The organism is Streptococcaceae bacterium ESL0687, from assembly GCA_029392475.1.
Taxonomy (GTDB): Bacteria; Bacillota; Bacilli; order Lactobacillales; family Streptococcaceae; genus Floricoccus.
The window spans coordinates 1,207,163-1,220,836 of record CP113940.1 but is presented as its reverse complement, the minus strand read 5'-3'; the positions used below and the strand labels follow the sequence as shown (position 1 = coordinate 1,220,836).

General features: G+C 37.1%; 16 protein-coding genes and 2 riboswitches. Of the genes, 11 read left to right on the top strand and 5 right to left on the bottom strand.

The window, feature by feature from the left end; translation table 11 throughout:
- The first annotated feature begins 53 nt into the window (after nt 1-53).
- Nucleotides 54-1,244 carry an acetate kinase gene (locus OZX60_06005; protein WEV44984.1) on the top strand — a complete coding sequence of 397 codons (1,191 nt, stop codon included), beginning with the start codon at nt 54-56 and terminating at the stop codon, nt 1,242-1,244.
- A 109-nt stretch (nt 1,245-1,353) separates the two neighbouring features.
- Nucleotides 1,354-1,448: riboswitch (THF riboswitch) on the top strand.
- A 60-nt stretch (nt 1,449-1,508) separates the two neighbouring features.
- A complete protein-coding gene (locus OZX60_06000; GenBank protein ID WEV44983.1) occupies nt 1,509-2,081 on the top strand; it encodes a folate family ECF transporter S component in 573 nt (190 codons plus the stop codon).
- A 39-nt stretch (nt 2,082-2,120) separates the two neighbouring features.
- On the opposite strand, the gene OZX60_05995 is transcribed toward OZX60_06000, so the two are convergent.
- Nucleotides 2,121-2,858: an amino acid ABC transporter ATP-binding protein gene (locus OZX60_05995; GenBank protein ID WEV44982.1), complete on the bottom strand. Its 738-nt coding sequence runs from the start codon at nt 2,856-2,858 to the stop codon at nt 2,121-2,123.
- Nucleotides 2,858-4,414, bottom strand: a complete 1,557-nt coding sequence (locus OZX60_05990) for an ABC transporter permease subunit (protein ID WEV44981.1) — start codon at nt 4,412-4,414, stop codon at nt 2,858-2,860. Before OZX60_05990 ends, OZX60_05995 begins: the two co-directional genes overlap by 1 nt.
- A gap of 80 nt (nt 4,415-4,494) precedes the next feature.
- A riboswitch (Lysine riboswitch) is annotated at nt 4,495-4,667 on the bottom strand.
- A 166-nt stretch (nt 4,668-4,833) separates the two neighbouring features.
- Here OZX60_05990 and OZX60_05985 point away from each other — a divergent pair.
- From OZX60_05985 to OZX60_05965, 5 genes are all read left to right on the top strand, one after another.
- A complete protein-coding gene (locus OZX60_05985) occupies nt 4,834-5,676 on the top strand; it encodes an undecaprenyl-diphosphate phosphatase (GenBank protein WEV44980.1) in 843 nt (280 codons plus the stop codon).
- 151 nt (nt 5,677-5,827) lie between these two features.
- Nucleotides 5,828-6,121, top strand: a complete 294-nt coding sequence (gene rpsF / locus OZX60_05980; protein ID WEV44979.1) for a 30S ribosomal protein S6 — start codon at nt 5,828-5,830, stop codon at nt 6,119-6,121.
- A 35-nt stretch (nt 6,122-6,156) separates the two neighbouring features.
- Entirely contained in the window at nt 6,157-6,705 is a 549-nt protein-coding gene (gene ssb / locus OZX60_05975) for a single-stranded DNA-binding protein (GenBank protein WEV44978.1), read from the top strand.
- Nucleotides 6,706-6,753: 48 nt separating this feature from the next.
- Nucleotides 6,754-6,999, top strand: coding sequence for a 30S ribosomal protein S18 (rpsR, locus tag OZX60_05970; GenBank protein ID WEV44977.1), 246 nt, complete (start codon nt 6,754-6,756; stop codon nt 6,997-6,999).
- 101 nt (nt 7,000-7,100) lie between these two features.
- Nucleotides 7,101-7,583: a ComE operon protein 2 gene (locus OZX60_05965; GenBank protein WEV44976.1), complete on the top strand. Its 483-nt coding sequence runs from the start codon at nt 7,101-7,103 to the stop codon at nt 7,581-7,583.
- Between the two features lie 40 nt (nt 7,584-7,623).
- Here the strand turns inward: OZX60_05965 and OZX60_05960 are convergent, their stop codons facing one another.
- Nucleotides 7,624-7,932, bottom strand: coding sequence for a DUF960 domain-containing protein (locus tag OZX60_05960; GenBank protein WEV44975.1), 309 nt, complete (start codon nt 7,930-7,932; stop codon nt 7,624-7,626).
- Nucleotides 7,933-8,020: 88 nt separating this feature from the next.
- Here OZX60_05960 and OZX60_05955 point away from each other — a divergent pair, with 88 nt between their 5' ends.
- Complete coding sequence (locus OZX60_05955) at nt 8,021-8,725, top strand: pseudouridine synthase (GenBank protein ID WEV44974.1); 705 nt, start codon at nt 8,021-8,023, stop codon at nt 8,723-8,725.
- Nucleotides 8,726-8,727: 2 nt separating this feature from the next.
- Here OZX60_05955 and recX read toward each other — a convergent pair whose 3' ends face one another.
- Together recX and OZX60_05945 are read right to left on the bottom strand one after the other, a co-directional pair.
- The gene (recX, locus tag OZX60_05950; protein WEV44973.1) at nt 8,728-9,522 is read right to left on the bottom strand and encodes a recombination regulator RecX; all 795 of its coding nucleotides are present in this window, start codon (nt 9,520-9,522) and stop codon (nt 8,728-8,730) included.
- Nucleotides 9,523-9,842: 320 nt separating this feature from the next.
- Entirely contained in the window at nt 9,843-11,174 is a 1,332-nt protein-coding gene (locus tag OZX60_05945) for an FAD-dependent oxidoreductase (protein WEV44972.1), read from the bottom strand.
- Between the two features lie 237 nt (nt 11,175-11,411).
- Between OZX60_05945 and rlmD the strand changes: the two genes are divergently transcribed.
- Genes rlmD through OZX60_05930 form a run of 3 tightly spaced genes read left to right on the top strand, consistent with a single transcriptional unit; the run spans nt 11,412 to nt 13,554 of the window.
- The gene (rlmD, locus tag OZX60_05940) at nt 11,412-12,767 is read left to right on the top strand and encodes a 23S rRNA (uracil(1939)-C(5))-methyltransferase RlmD (protein ID WEV44971.1); all 1,356 of its coding nucleotides are present in this window, start codon (nt 11,412-11,414) and stop codon (nt 12,765-12,767) included.
- 3 nt (nt 12,768-12,770) lie between these two features.
- Nucleotides 12,771-13,283, top strand: a complete 513-nt coding sequence (locus OZX60_05935; GenBank protein WEV44970.1) for a GNAT family N-acetyltransferase — start codon at nt 12,771-12,773, stop codon at nt 13,281-13,283.
- Between the two features lie 19 nt (nt 13,284-13,302).
- The gene (locus tag OZX60_05930) at nt 13,303-13,554 is read left to right on the top strand and encodes a DUF1912 family protein (GenBank protein WEV44969.1); all 252 of its coding nucleotides are present in this window, start codon (nt 13,303-13,305) and stop codon (nt 13,552-13,554) included.
- Nucleotides 13,555-13,674: the final 120 nt, after the last annotated feature.

The following is a 13,674-nucleotide window of genomic DNA, read 5'->3' as shown; positions in this document are numbered from 1 at the left end:
TTTCTAACTTTTAACTTTTATCTTTATATCTTTAGAAGAGGAGATTCAAATAAATGTCAAAAACAATTGCGATAAATGCTGGTAGTTCAAGTCTTAAATGGCAATTATACAAGATGCCAGAAGAAGAGGTTCTAGCAAAAGGTATTATCGAGCGAATCGGTTTATCTGATTCAATTTCAACTGTTAAGTGGGGAGACCAGGCTGACACAAAAACTTTTGATATTCCTAACCATGAAGAAGCTGTAAAAATTCTTTTGAATGACCTTATTAAATTTGGAATAATTTCTTCATATGATGAAATCACAGGTGTTGGACACAGGGTGGTTGCTGGAGGAGAAATCTTCAAAAAATCAACCCTGATTGATAACCAGGTAATGGAAGAGATTGATAAACTTGCTCCCTTAGCTCCCCTTCACAATCCAGCCAATCTAGCTGGAATTAAAGCCTTTAAAGAGCTTTTACCTGATATTACAAGTGTTGCAGTCTTTGATACAGCCTTCCACACAACCATGCCCGACCAGGCCTTCCGCTACCCTATGCCAAATAAATACTATACTGACTATGCAGTCCGTAAGTACGGTGCTCACGGGACAAGCCACCAGTATGTAAGTCAAAAGGCTGCTGAGATTTTAGGTCAAAAAATTGAAGACCTGAAACTGATTAGCTGTCATCTAGGTAACGGAGCTTCAATTACAGCAGTTGATGGTGGTAAATCAGTTGATACCTCAATGGGATTCACCCCCCTTGCTGGAATCATGATGGGAACTCGTTCAGGAGATATCGATCCTTCAATTTTCCCTTATATTATTGAAAGAGATGAAAAACTTGCTACGGCTCAAGACGTTGTAGACATGTTGAATAAGGAATCTGGTCTTTTAGGAGTTAGTGAAATATCAAGTGATATGCGTGATATCACAGCTGGGATTGAAGCAGGAAATAAAAAGGCTGAACTTGCCTACGGTATGTACATTGACCGAATAAAAAAATACATTGGTCAGTACTTGGCTGTTTTAAACGGAGCTCATGCAATCATCTTTACAGCTGGAATTGGTGAAAATTCGCCTGAATTAAGAGCCGAAATAGCTGAAGGTCTAAGCTGGTTTGGTATCGAAATTGATCCAGAAAAAAATATCCGTGGTTATGAAGGAGTTATTTCAACAGCTGATTCAGCAGTTAAAGTTCTCTCAGTTCCAACTGATGAAGAATTAGTTATTGCGCGTGACGTTGAAATTTTTACAAAATAATTAACAAGAAGGCAAATCGTCAATCTGATGATTTGTTTTTTTATGTTTTCTTTTAGAGAAGCAATTATTTTGCCTAATAAATGTGTTATAATCGTCAGGTAATATCTATTACAGAGTAGTTTTACAAGCGTCAAGTGTCCACGGGATGGGATGTTGCCCTGGAACGAAGCCTAATGGTGCGGTTTGTGAAACGCATTCGCTGTGAAAAATTATGTGGTATGTCCAGAAAATTTTTAACAGCTCACCAAAAAAGAGGAGAGCTCAATGCAAAAAATTGTCAACAAATACTTACCTGAAGCATCAACGAGGCTGACTGTAGCCCTTGCCATGCTTATGGCCTTAAAATTTATTATTGAAAAATTATCAATCTGGATTATTCCAGGGAATTTAAAATTAACTTTTTCCTTCATTCCAGATACTATAATCGGTGCCATTGCAGGCCCAATTGTAAGCCCGATTGTTTTCATTCTTTCAGACTTCATTAAGATAGTAACCGGGGATGGTGCAGGTTCTAGCTTTATTTGGGGATTTAGTCTCCTTCAAGCCTTTTTAGGATTCCTTTACGGATTATTCTTTTATAAGAAAAAGCTTGATGCCAAGAATGTAAAAGATTGGGTTTATACAAGTTTAGCAGTGATTGTTATCATGCTTGCTGGAACCTTTATCTTCACTCCGCTTTTAATTCAAATTTACTACGGGGTATCTTTCAAGGTTCAATTCTTTGTCCAAGGAAGAATTTTCAAAATCTTAGAAATTCCAATCAGGGTTGTAATTATCATGGTCTTAGTACCTGCCCTACAAAGAATTCCAGTTATTAGAAAATATATTTTAAACTAAAAGAAAAAACCAAGTTCATCCCACTTGGTTTTTTTCTTTTTATTTAAGATAACGTGATAGAAACTCACGGGTTCTTTCTTCTTTTGGATTGGTAAAGATGTCTTCTGGGTTACCTTCCTCAGCGATCACTCCCTTGTCCATGAAGATTACCTTGTCAGAAACTTCTCTGGCAAATTCCATCTCATGGGTTACAATGACCATTGTAATACCTGATTTTGCAACGTCTTTCATAATACCAAGAACTTCTCCAACCATTTCAGGGTCAAGGGCACTTGTTGGTTCATCAAAAAGAATAACCTCAGGATTCATTGAAAGGGCACGAGCAATTGCCACACGCTGCTTTTGTCCTCCTGATAGTTGACGGGGCTTAGCATTTACAAAAGCGTCCATGCCAACCTTTGTAAGGTTAGCAATGGCAATTTTCTTAGCCTCATCTCGGTTTCTTTTTAGGACTGTTGTTTGAGCAACAATCAGATTTTCAAGGACATTTAAGTTTTCAAAAAGGTTAAATGATTGGAAAACCATACCTAGATGAGTTCTATATTTAGGAAGGTCGTATCCTTTTTGTAGGACATTTTCCCCGTGGTAAAGGATCTCACCACCACTTGGAACCTCAAGGAGGTTAATTGATCTTAAGAAGGTCGATTTACCTGATCCTGAAGATCCAATGATTGAGATAACCTCACCCTTGTTGATATTCATGCTAATATCTTTTAAAACTTCATTTTCTCCAAATGATTTTTTTAGGTGTTTAATTTCTAATACTTTTTCTGCCATTATTTTTTATCCCCCACTTGCATTTGATTTGCCCCAGTTGTATGAGTATCAGAATCAAGTTTTCGTTCAACAAATCTTAGAACTCTTGTAACAGTAAATGTTAGAACAAAGTAGATTACTGAGATGATGGCAAATGTTTGGAAGTATTGGTAATTTTGTTGGGCTACAGTGTTCCCTTGGAAGAAGAGCTCACTTACAGAGATTACATTAAGAACAGATGTATCTTTAATGTTGATTACGAATTCGTTACCTGTTGCAGGAAGGATGTTTCTAATAACCTGAGGTAAAACAATTTTAATCATTGTTTGTGAGTGGTTCATTCCAAGAGCACTTGCAGCTTCAAATTGTCCCTTGTCAACTGATAGGATACCACCACGAACAATCTCACTCATGTAGGCCCCTGTATTGATTGAGACGATTACAAGACCAGCAAGAGTACGGTCCATGTTGATTCCGAAGGCTTGAGCTGTACCGTAATATAAAACCATAGCCTGTACAATCATTGGAGTTCCGCGGAAAACTTCGATGTAGATGTTAATAATCCAGTTTAGAAGTTTTTGGAAGAAGGCAAGGACTGCATTGGCAGCTTTTGGAGCAGTTCTATAAACTCCAATTAGAAGTCCGATTAAGGTCCCAATTATTGTCCCGATTAAGGAAATATAAAGGGTAACTCCTGCAGCTTTAATAAACTCACTACCATTTTCTTTGGCGATAGCAAATACTTGATTCCACCAACCAGTTTTTTTATCTGGGTGATCTTGAAGGGCAGTCATTTGATCCATAATCTTTGTGCGCTCATCATCAGAGATTGAAGCGAGAACCTGATTGATTACTGGAAGGTCTTTGTCTCCCTTGCGGACACCAACAGCAGTTTGAGTATCATCTGGATCAGTAACAAAACCATCACCATCAGCAAATTGAATCATTTTAAATGAATCGTTAGCAGCTTGAGCTGTGATTCCCTCAGGACGCTCACCAACATATCCATCAATTGTTCCTGATTGAAGGGCTACACGCATGGCAGAAAAGTCTGACATGGCTTGTTCTTTTTGTACACCTGGGATTTGAGAAATCAAATCATAGTGGAAGGTTCCCTGTTGGGCAGTGATTTTTGCACCAGCAAAGTCAGATAATTTAGTTGCGTCAGCATATTTTCCGTTTTTATTAACAACAATAACAAGATGACTAGTATAGTAATTATCCGAAAAATCAACTTCTTTTCTTCTTTCAGCTGTCGGGCTCATCCCGGCAATGATGGCATCAATTTTTCCAGAAGTTAGGGCAGGTACCAAACCGTCCCACTTGGTTTTTACAATGACAAGTTTTTTATCCAGCTTGTCAGCGATTTTTTTAGCAATTTGGACATCGTATCCATTAGCATACTGGTCGCTTCCATCGATTTTTACAGCTCCATTGGCGTCAGTTTTCTGGGTCCAGTTAAAAGGTGGATAACCAGCTTCCATTCCTACACGAAATTCCCCTTGATCAGCCTGTGCACTTATAGAAAAGGCAAAGATTGCAAGAAGTGGTAGTAGGATGTTTAGTAATTTTTTCATCACAGCTCCTAAAAATAATATTATTTTTAAATAAAAATAGAAAAATCCCCTTGGAAGAAGAGGATAGAATAGGCTTATTAAGTAAGTAAAGCACAACTTGGCCGATAACCAAGACAGTTCGGATGTTATTTACAATCCGACCCAAAAATAACCTGAGGTGGCAGGTGATTTTTTCGGCAACTTTTCCTAGACCTGTGTCAATGTTCCACAAAACTCAACAGGCTTAATAAAAGATGCAACCTCTAAACTCTATATTTATTTAATTATACAGATGATTCTAGCATTATTTTACCTATAAGTAAAGGTGGACTGAAAAAAAGAAGTTTACTTGTTTAGACCAGAAAAAAATTTAAATAGCTATACAGAAGGCAGTTTGTTATAATAGTTACAATAAAAATTTTTTTATAGATTGGAGTTTTATGTTAGAGATACTCAAGGCAATTTTTTTAGGAATTATTGAAGGAATTACCGAATGGCTACCAATTTCAAGTACGGGGCACTTGATCTTGGCGGAAGAATTTGTAAAGTTAAATGCAAGTGAAGCTTTTAAATCCATGTTTAATGTCGTAATTCAGTTGGGGGCGATTATGGCAGTGGTACTTATCTTTTTTGATAAGCTAAATCCCTTTGATGCTAAGAAAAATTATATCGAAAAAAGAAATACTTGGCGCTTGTGGGTTAAGGTCTTAATTGCTTCCATTCCTGCTGCAATTGTTGGAATCAAGCTTGACGACTGGTTTGAGGCACATTTTTATAACTTTGTAAGTGTTGCCCTCATGCTTATTTTATATGGTTTTGCCTTTATCTATGTTGAAAAATGGGCTAAGAGTCAAATACCTACAGTAACCAGCCTAAATAAAATGCCTTACCTTTTTGCCTTCTATATTGGAATTTTCCAGGTTCTGGCCCTTATGCCAGGTACTAGTAGGAGCGGAGTTACTATTTTAGGAGCTATAATTCTTGGGGCCAGCCGTTACGTTGCGGCTGAATTTACCTTCTTCTTGGCCATTCCAGCCATGTTTGGTGGATCGGCTATTAAGGTCCTTAAGTTTATTAAAAACGGGGAAACACTTTCAGGGAAAGAGTTTTTAGTTCTTCTTATTGCAAGTTTTACGGCCTTTGTCGTTTCAGTTGTGGTTATTAAATTCCTTATGGATTACATCAAGAAGCATGATTTTACTATTTTCGGGAAGTACCGGATTGTCCTTGGTTTAATTCTTCTTGCTTATGCAGCCATTAAATTTATCTTAGGACTCTTTTAGTCAACAAATCCTTCCATAATTGGGAGGATTTTTTTATAAAAGAGCTTGCCTTTTTGATCATTTATTGATATAATGGTGGTCTGTGAGTATACCTCACTTACGTCCTGGAAATACAGGACGTCATTAGACCAAAAGAGGAGGAAAAAATTCAATGACTAAGTACGAAATTCTTTATATTATCCGTCCAAACATTGATGAGGAAGCTAAAAAAGCTCTAGTTGAGCGTTTTGATGGGATTTTGACTGATAATGGTGCTACTATTATCGAATCAAAAGACTGGGAAAAACGTCGTCTTGCTTACGAAATCAAAAACTTCAATGAAGGTTTATACCACATTGTAAATATCGAAGCAGCTACAGACGCAGCAGCAACAAGCGAATTTGATCGTCTTGCTAAAATCAACGGCGACATTCTTCGTCACATGATCGTTAAGGTAGAAGCTTAATTCTATTTTAGTAGATCATAGGAGGACCATCTTATATGATTAATAACGTAGTGCTAGTGGGACGTTTGACTAAGGATATTGAACTTCGTCAGACTGCTAATGGACAATCAAATGCAAGCTTTACCCTGGCTGTTACTCGTAATTTTAAAAACCAAAAGGGTGAATATGATGCGGATTTCATCAACGTTGTTGCGTGGAGAAATACGGCAGAATTCTTGGCTCGTTTCGGTGCGAAAAAAGGAAATCTTCTTAGTGTAACTGGAAGAATCCAAACTCGTAATTATGAAAACCAGCAAGGTCAGCGTGTGTATGTAACAGAAGTAGTTGCTGACAATGTAAGTTTCCTTGAAAGTCGTGCAGTACGCGAGAGTCAAGGTGGCCCGTCATCAGGCGGAGGCTATCAGGCTCCGCAGGTAAACAATAATGCTTATGGTTCATCAAATGGGGGATACCAAGCCTCAGAGATGAATAATAACTCTTACGGTGCATCAGATGTTAAAATTCCTGATTTCGGTCGAAATGATTCAGATCCTTTCGGTGGCGGAAATCCGATGAATATTTCAGATGATGACCTACCATTTTAAGTATAAGCATACTTGGATGTAGAAAAATATAATATAAGGAGAAATAATATGGCTCAACAACGTCGTGGCGGATTCAAACGTCGCAAAAAAGTTGATTTTATCGCAGCTAATAAAATCGAACATGTTGATTACAAAGACACTGAACTTTTAAAACGTTTCATCAGCGAACGTGGTAAAATTTTACCTCGTCGTGTAACTGGAACTTCAGCTAAAAACCAACGTAAAGTAGTTAACGCTATCAAACGTGCACGTGTTATGGCTTTACTTCCATTCGTTGCAAATGACGAAAACTAAAAAGTAATAAATGAGGGCCAGCTTTGCTGGTTCTTTTTTGTTAAATAATGAAGTTAACTAGAATTAGCTAAAATTAAATAAATTTGAAAGGATGTAGGATAATGGCGACTGAAAAAAATAAGCGTATCCCTTGGAACCAGTATTTTATTGCCCAGGTTTTACTTTTATCCCTTCGAAGTACCTGTACTAGACTTGAGGTGGGAGCAGCCCTTGTTAAAGATTCAAGGATAATTGCAGGTGGCTATAATGGTTCTGTTAAAGGAGATGACCACTGTATAGATGAGGGATGTTATGTGGTCGATGGTCACTGTATTAGAACCATCCATGCTGAAATGAATGCCCTTTTGCAGTGTGCTAAATTTGGTATCTCAACTGAAGGGGCAGAAATTTATGTGACTCATTTTCCTTGTCTTCCATGTACCAAGGCTATTCTTCAAGCAGGTATTAAGAAAATTTACTACCTAAATGACTATAGAAATGATGCCTATGCCAGTAAGTTAATTGATCAAATGGGTGTAGCAGTAGAACAGGTTAAACTTGATCCAGCTTACTTTGAAAAATTATCCTTTGGAGAATTATATTAATCAATAAAAAAGAACCTATCTACTAGATAGGTTCTTTTTACTACATCTCACTTGGAAGAAGGACTGTTTCACGTCCCATTCGGTCAATGACGTGAATGTCTGTTGGCCAACTTTTATTAAACGGATAGTTGAAATCAAATTTAATTTTATCGGGGGAACCGTCTTGAGAAAAGACGATACTTAAGTAGTTATCATCATCAACGAGCTCAAAATTAATTAGAGACTCTAAAACAAAGACTCCCTTCAAGTTATTGTCTATAATATACCAGAAAGTATCAATAACTTGACTTGGCAAACTTGAAGCGATACCGAAGCTTGCAGCCCGGCTGGTTGTGTTCGTAAAAGCCATCTCAATTTCCCCCTTTTATTTTATCTGTAAATTGTTTAAAATGTAGTATTAGAATATATTAAAGGGAAAAAAAGGTCAAGTAAAGAGATTGAGAATTGATGAATTATTAATTAAAACGCAAGAAATTAATAAAAAAGAGGCAAGGCAGGCCATTAAAAAGGGATTGGTCCTAATTGATGGCCATACAGCCTATAAGATAAGTCAAAATGTTGATAGTAGGGTACAAGAGGTTACCTATAATGGTTGTCTTATTGATTTTTGGCCCCACAGCTATTACATGTTAAATAAGCCAGTTCAAACCGTCTGTGCTAATAAAGACGACAAGCATCCTACAGTTTTTGATCTACTAGGAGACACTAGTCAGAAGGATTTATATTCAGTTGGTCGCCTTGATTTTTGGACAACGGGCCTCCTCCTACTAACTGATAATGGTCCTTTAGGACGAAGGATGCTTAATCCAGAAAATCATGTTGATAAAATTTATCAGGTAAAGACCAAGGAAGCTTTAAGTCCAGATGATGTAATCGCCTTTAAAGAGGGGGTCACAATTGATGGTGACGTCAGATTAAAGGAAGCATATCTTGATCTTAAATCCACTCATGAGGCCCAGGTTCAGATATCTGAAGGGAAAAATCGCCAGGTGCGAAAAATGTTTCTGGCTAGGGGTAAGCTTGTTTTGGAATTAAAGCGAATTAAATTTGGTCCCTTGAATTTGGATCCTGATTTGGCAGTCGGTTATTTTCGTGAACTGACAGAAGAGGAAATAAGAAGGCTGATTCCTTATTTTGATTGATTCTAAAAGTCAAATTCTCTTAAGTTTCTATTTATTAGATCAAAGTCATAACCTTTTCGGGCAAGGGCAGCTGTTATCCTCTGTTTTAAGTCGTAGCCTGTATATTTATTTTGATATCTCTTTAGGATTTTATTGAAGTCTTTTTCAAAGAGCTCGTCTTCTATTTGGGAATCACTCTCTAAATCTAAAGCAGTTAACGCCTCCTTAGCAATATCATAGCTGAAACCTTTATTAATAAGGTTTTGGCTTATTTTTATTTTAAGCATTTTTAGGGGTAATTTTTGATACTTTTGCATGACTAATTTTTCAGCCAGCTCCTGGGCTAGTTCGAGTTGTTTGTCATAGCCAAGGAGGTCAGCTAATTTACTTTCAACAAGGTCCCTTGAAATCCCCTTTGCCAGTAGTTTTTGTTTGATTTGTTGGGGCCCCGTACCTTGACTATTAATCTTAGAATTAATGAAGGATTCGGTGTAGTTCTCATCATTAATGTATTTACTTTCTTCTAAGCTGGTTATGATCTTTGCGATTTGGTGGTTGTCTATTTTATGCTCTTTTAGGTAAAGAATAACCTCCATCTTAGTTCGCATTTTAAAGCTAATATAGTAGATGGCAAGATTCTTCTCCCTGGAAAAATTGGCAAAGTCGGTAATTTCTTTAAGGTCAGCCTCTGAAAATTCAGAACCCTTTGACATCATGTACCTTACGATGGTATCTTCTGTGACATAGATGGTTTCAGATTTATCAAATTCTACCTTGTATAGTCTTTTTTTCTTTTCGATTTTTATAATTTTTATCATATGCTATATTATACGAAAAAAGAGCTTAAATAGTTATTATTTGTTTGAAAGTGATATAAATGGGTTTGAGCAGCTTTCTAATGATACATTTGTTATATTTTGTAAAAAAATTTGAAATATTGTAATTAAAATGACACATTGGCTATAAAATATGCTATAATTTCCTTACGGCTTTGTACACCGTCGATACTTGTTTTAATTTAAGATAGAGTATTGTATTTGTTTTTGTGGAATAGGAATGGAAAAATTTTTTTCTATTCCTATTTTAATTTTGTCAAAAAAAATCACCACCAATTGACTAACTGGTAGTGATTTCTTGATTATTCTGCAGATAAAGCAGCCATTGTAATGTAGTTGTATGGTTGGTTGAAGTGAGGTAGGAAGAAAATGTCTAAAAGTTTAAGTTTATCAATTGTTAGACCTTCCTGAATAGCCAAGCTAAACATGTGGATATTAGCTGAAATGTCATAGGTTGAAGCAAGCTGTGCTCCTAAGATACGGCGATTGTTTTTATCATAAACAATCTTTATCTTAACCATGGCATTACCTTCCTTGATAAATTCAGGTTTTTGTAAATCTTCATATTCAGTTGAGAGAACTTCAAAGCCAAAACGTTCTGCTGCCTTGACAGATAGACCGGTAGATACAAGATCTAGACCGAAAATTGAGATTCCATTTGATCCCTGTACCCCAATAGCATCAACCTCAGTACCTCCAATATTGTGACCAGCAACAAGTCCTGAACGAACAGCATTTGATGCAAGGGCAATATAGGTAGTATCTTGGAGGGCATTTGAGTAGATGGTAGCACAGTCCCCAACAGCGTAAACATCTGGATTACTTGTTTGTTGGTGCTTATCGACTAAATATGCTCCGTTTGTAAAAGTTTCAAGCTTGTCTGCACCAAGGGCTGCATTAGCAGTAAATCCAATAGCATTTATCACCATATCGACATCATAGCTGCCCTTGTCAGTTACTAAACGTTCAACTCGCTTGTCTCCTTCATAAGCTGTAGCTAGTTCACCAAAATGAAGTTCAATTCCATTGTCTTCAAGATTTTTATCCATAAGTTTGGCAAAGTCTTCATCGTAGTATGAAGCAAGAGAGGTAGTTGCAGCGTCAAATAAAAGAACATTTTTCCCGCGGCGGCGAGCAGCTTCTGCAATTTCAACACCGATATAACCTGCACCAATAACAGCTACAGTTTTGACCTCATCACGGCTTAAATCTTTATCAACTTCTTGCCCTTCTTGGAAGAGTTTTAGGAAGTGGAGACCTTCCAAGTCTTTTCCAGGAATATTTGGGATAATAGGACGAGATCCAGTCGCTAGTACTAGTTTATCGTAGTCTATGATGCTTTCCTTACCATCAAGATTTGTAGTATAGACCTTTTTATTATCGAAATCGATGCGGTCAACAACTGTTTCCATATGGATTTCAGCGCCCTTATGAATAAAGGTTTCTTCATTGGTATAAAATAAACCTTCGTAACCATCGATTTGACGACCAACCCAAAGGGCAGTCCCACAACCTAGGTAACTTAAGTTAGAATTGCGATCAATCATTACAACTTCTTGATCGGGATAGTTATCTAAAAGGGTATTTGCAGCCGCAATACCAGCATGGTTGGTACCGATAATAACAGTTCTCATCGCTTTTCCTCTAAATTCTTTAAGATAGTTATATCTTACACAAAAGTAAATTTTTTAGCAACAATTTTGCACTTTTAAAATTCCTGGTAAAGGTTTTTATGGCGGCAATGGTTGCGCTACCAATATTGAGAACTTGGGAAATTTTGATAAAAAATTAACATGCAAATTAAGGGTCAATTCTTAGATTAAATTTGTAAAAAACTAGCTTGCTACCTATCCATTTGTTATAATTTCTATATGGTATATTTAAAAGCAGGTCAAAAAATTCCTTTGAAAATAAAAAAAATGGGAATTAATGGTGAAGGTATCGGAAATTACAAGGGACAGACAGTGTTTGTTCGCGGTGCCCTAAAGGGTGAAGAGGTTTTTTCTCAGATTACCTTAGTTAAAAAAAATTATGTTGAAGCAAAAATCGTAAAGATTAATAAAAAATCAAAAAATAGGGTGGTTCCAGCCTGCAAGGTTTATTCAACTTGTGGAGGTTGTCAAATCATGCATCTCGCCTATCCAGCTCAACTTGAGTATAAGAGGGACATTCTACGTCAGGCCTTAAATAAATTTAAGCCAGAAGGTTTTGAATCTTATGATTTGAAGGCAACCAAGGGGATGGATAATCCTTGGCATTATAGAAATAAACTTCAATTCCAAACCAGGGAATTTTCAGGTAAGGTTCTAGCAGGCCTTTATGCTGAAAATAGCCACAGGCTTATTGATATTGATGACTGCCTGGTTCAGGACAAACTTACTCAAAAGATCCTAAATGATGTTAGAAGACTAATTGAAAAATGCAAGATTAGTCTTTATGATGAGAGGAAAAATCAAGGCTTAAGGACAGTGATGATTCGTCATGGTCAAAAGAGTAATCAGGTTCAGCTGGTCTTTATTAGTAGTAAAAATTTAAATTTAAGTTCTCTAATTGCCGATCTGGTCAAAGAAAATCCTGAGATTAGGACAATTGCTCTAAATATTAATGTTAGAAAGACAAGTGAAATTTACGGGGAGAAGACAGAGCTTCTCTGGGGGCAGGAAACAATTGAAGAGGGAGTTCTTGATTATGAATTTTCTCTAAGTCCGAGGGCCTTTTACCAGCTTAACAGTAAACAGACCAATACCTTATATGGAGAGGCTGTGAAGGCTCTTGATGTAGGAAAAGATGATAATATAATTGATGCCTATTGCGGAGTTGGGACCATTGGTCTAGCCTTTGCAGGACGAGTTAAATCTGTAAGGGGCATGGACATCATTCCCCAAGGGATTGAAGATGCCAAAAAGAATGCTCAAAATCTAGGCTTTGATAATACTCATTATGAGGTGGGAGCAGCTGAGGATATTATTCCAAAATGGTATTCTGAAGGCTTCCGGGCTGATGCTTTGATTGTTGACCCACCAAGAACAGGTGTTGATGATAAACTACTTGATGTAATCCTTAAGTACAGGCCTAGTAAAATGGTTTATGTTTCCTGTAATGTTTCGACCCTTGCGCGTGATTTGGTAAAACTTGCTCAGGCCTATAAGATTGAATATATCCAGTCCGTGGATATGTTTCCGCAAACTAGCCGTACAGAGGCCGTTGTTAAGCTTACAAAGAGGTAGATAATGATATATTTAAGACCAGCTAGGCAGGAAGATATTTTACAAATAATGGAGCTTATAGAAGGTGCTCGCATTTTCCTTAAAGATCAAGGAATAGACCAGTGGCAGGGTGAATACCCTTCAAGAGATGATATTCAAATGGATCTGGATGCAAGTCATACTAGCCCTTATATTCTTTTAGTAAATAATCAGTTAGCTGGTTACTGCGTAGTGATTGAAGGACCTGAAGAAGCCTACGAGAAGATAACAGAAGGTAAGTGGCAGGGGGATAAAAGATACCTTAGTGTCCATAGAATTGCAATCCATGATAGCTTCAGGGGCCAAGGCCTTATGTCCTACATGTGGTCAAATATCTTTTCCCTAGCTAGTAGCAAAGGTTTTGAAGACATAAGGGTAGATACCCATCCTGCTAATAAAATCATGCAGGCAGCCCTACTTAAAGTAGGTTTTAAGTACCAGGGTGTGGTTAAATTTGAAGGTAAGCGTCTGGCCTACCAGTGCTTATTAGATAGTTAAGAATAGATTTGGAGAAAAAATGACTTACGAACAAGAATTTTTAAAAGAGTTTGAAGAATGGGTTGAAACCCAAGTAAAGGTTAATGAAATGGCTGTTAAAGAAGCTCAAAAAGTGGCAGACGAAGGTGACGAGCGAGCTCGTGAAGCAGTTATCCGTTATGAAAGCCGTCTTGATGCCTACCAATTTTTACTGATGAAGTTTGCAAATCTTCATGCAGGCAAAGGTTTTCATGATCTACCAGATGGTTTAATGGATATGCTTAACTATTAGTTGCTTGCTTGTAATTAGTAGGTAAATTTGCTAAACTAGAAAAATCAAGAGGAGTACTTTATTCGGAAATTCAAGAGAGGAACTGGTTGCTGAAAGGTTCTATTGAAGGTAAAGGAAGGT

Bases quoted from the DNA above. Each gene is read 5' to 3' on its own strand.
- rlmD (WEV44971.1), top strand. From the start codon at position 11,412: ATGGTATATTTAAAAGCAGGTCAAAAAATTCCTTTGAAAATAAAAAAA.
- OZX60_05990 (WEV44981.1), bottom strand. From the start codon at position 4,414: ATGAAAAAATTACTAAACATCCTACTACCACTTCTTGCAATCTTTGCC.
- OZX60_05995 (WEV44982.1), bottom strand. From the start codon at position 2,858: ATGGCAGAAAAAGTATTAGAAATTAAACACCTAAAAAAATCATTTGGA.
- OZX60_05935 (WEV44970.1), top strand. From the start codon at position 12,771: ATGATATATTTAAGACCAGCTAGGCAGGAAGATATTTTACAAATAATG.
- OZX60_05945 (WEV44972.1), bottom strand. From the start codon at position 11,174: ATGAGAACTGTTATTATCGGTACCAACCATGCTGGTATTGCGGCTGCA.
- OZX60_05985 (WEV44980.1), top strand. From the start codon at position 4,834: ATGTTAGAGATACTCAAGGCAATTTTTTTAGGAATTATTGAAGGAATT.
- OZX60_05930 (WEV44969.1), top strand. From the start codon at position 13,303: ATGACTTACGAACAAGAATTTTTAAAAGAGTTTGAAGAATGGGTTGAA.
- OZX60_05960 (WEV44975.1), bottom strand. From the start codon at position 7,932: ATGGCTTTTACGAACACAACCAGCCGGGCTGCAAGCTTCGGTATCGCT.
- OZX60_06005 (WEV44984.1), top strand. From the start codon at position 54: ATGTCAAAAACAATTGCGATAAATGCTGGTAGTTCAAGTCTTAAATGG.
- OZX60_06000 (WEV44983.1), top strand. From the start codon at position 1,509: ATGCAAAAAATTGTCAACAAATACTTACCTGAAGCATCAACGAGGCTG.
- ssb (WEV44978.1), top strand. From the start codon at position 6,157: ATGATTAATAACGTAGTGCTAGTGGGACGTTTGACTAAGGATATTGAA.
- rpsR (WEV44977.1), top strand. From the start codon at position 6,754: ATGGCTCAACAACGTCGTGGCGGATTCAAACGTCGCAAAAAAGTTGAT.
- rpsF (WEV44979.1), top strand. From the start codon at position 5,828: ATGACTAAGTACGAAATTCTTTATATTATCCGTCCAAACATTGATGAG.
- recX (WEV44973.1), bottom strand. From the start codon at position 9,522: ATGATAAAAATTATAAAAATCGAAAAGAAAAAAAGACTATACAAGGTA.
- OZX60_05965 (WEV44976.1), top strand. From the start codon at position 7,101: ATGGCGACTGAAAAAAATAAGCGTATCCCTTGGAACCAGTATTTTATT.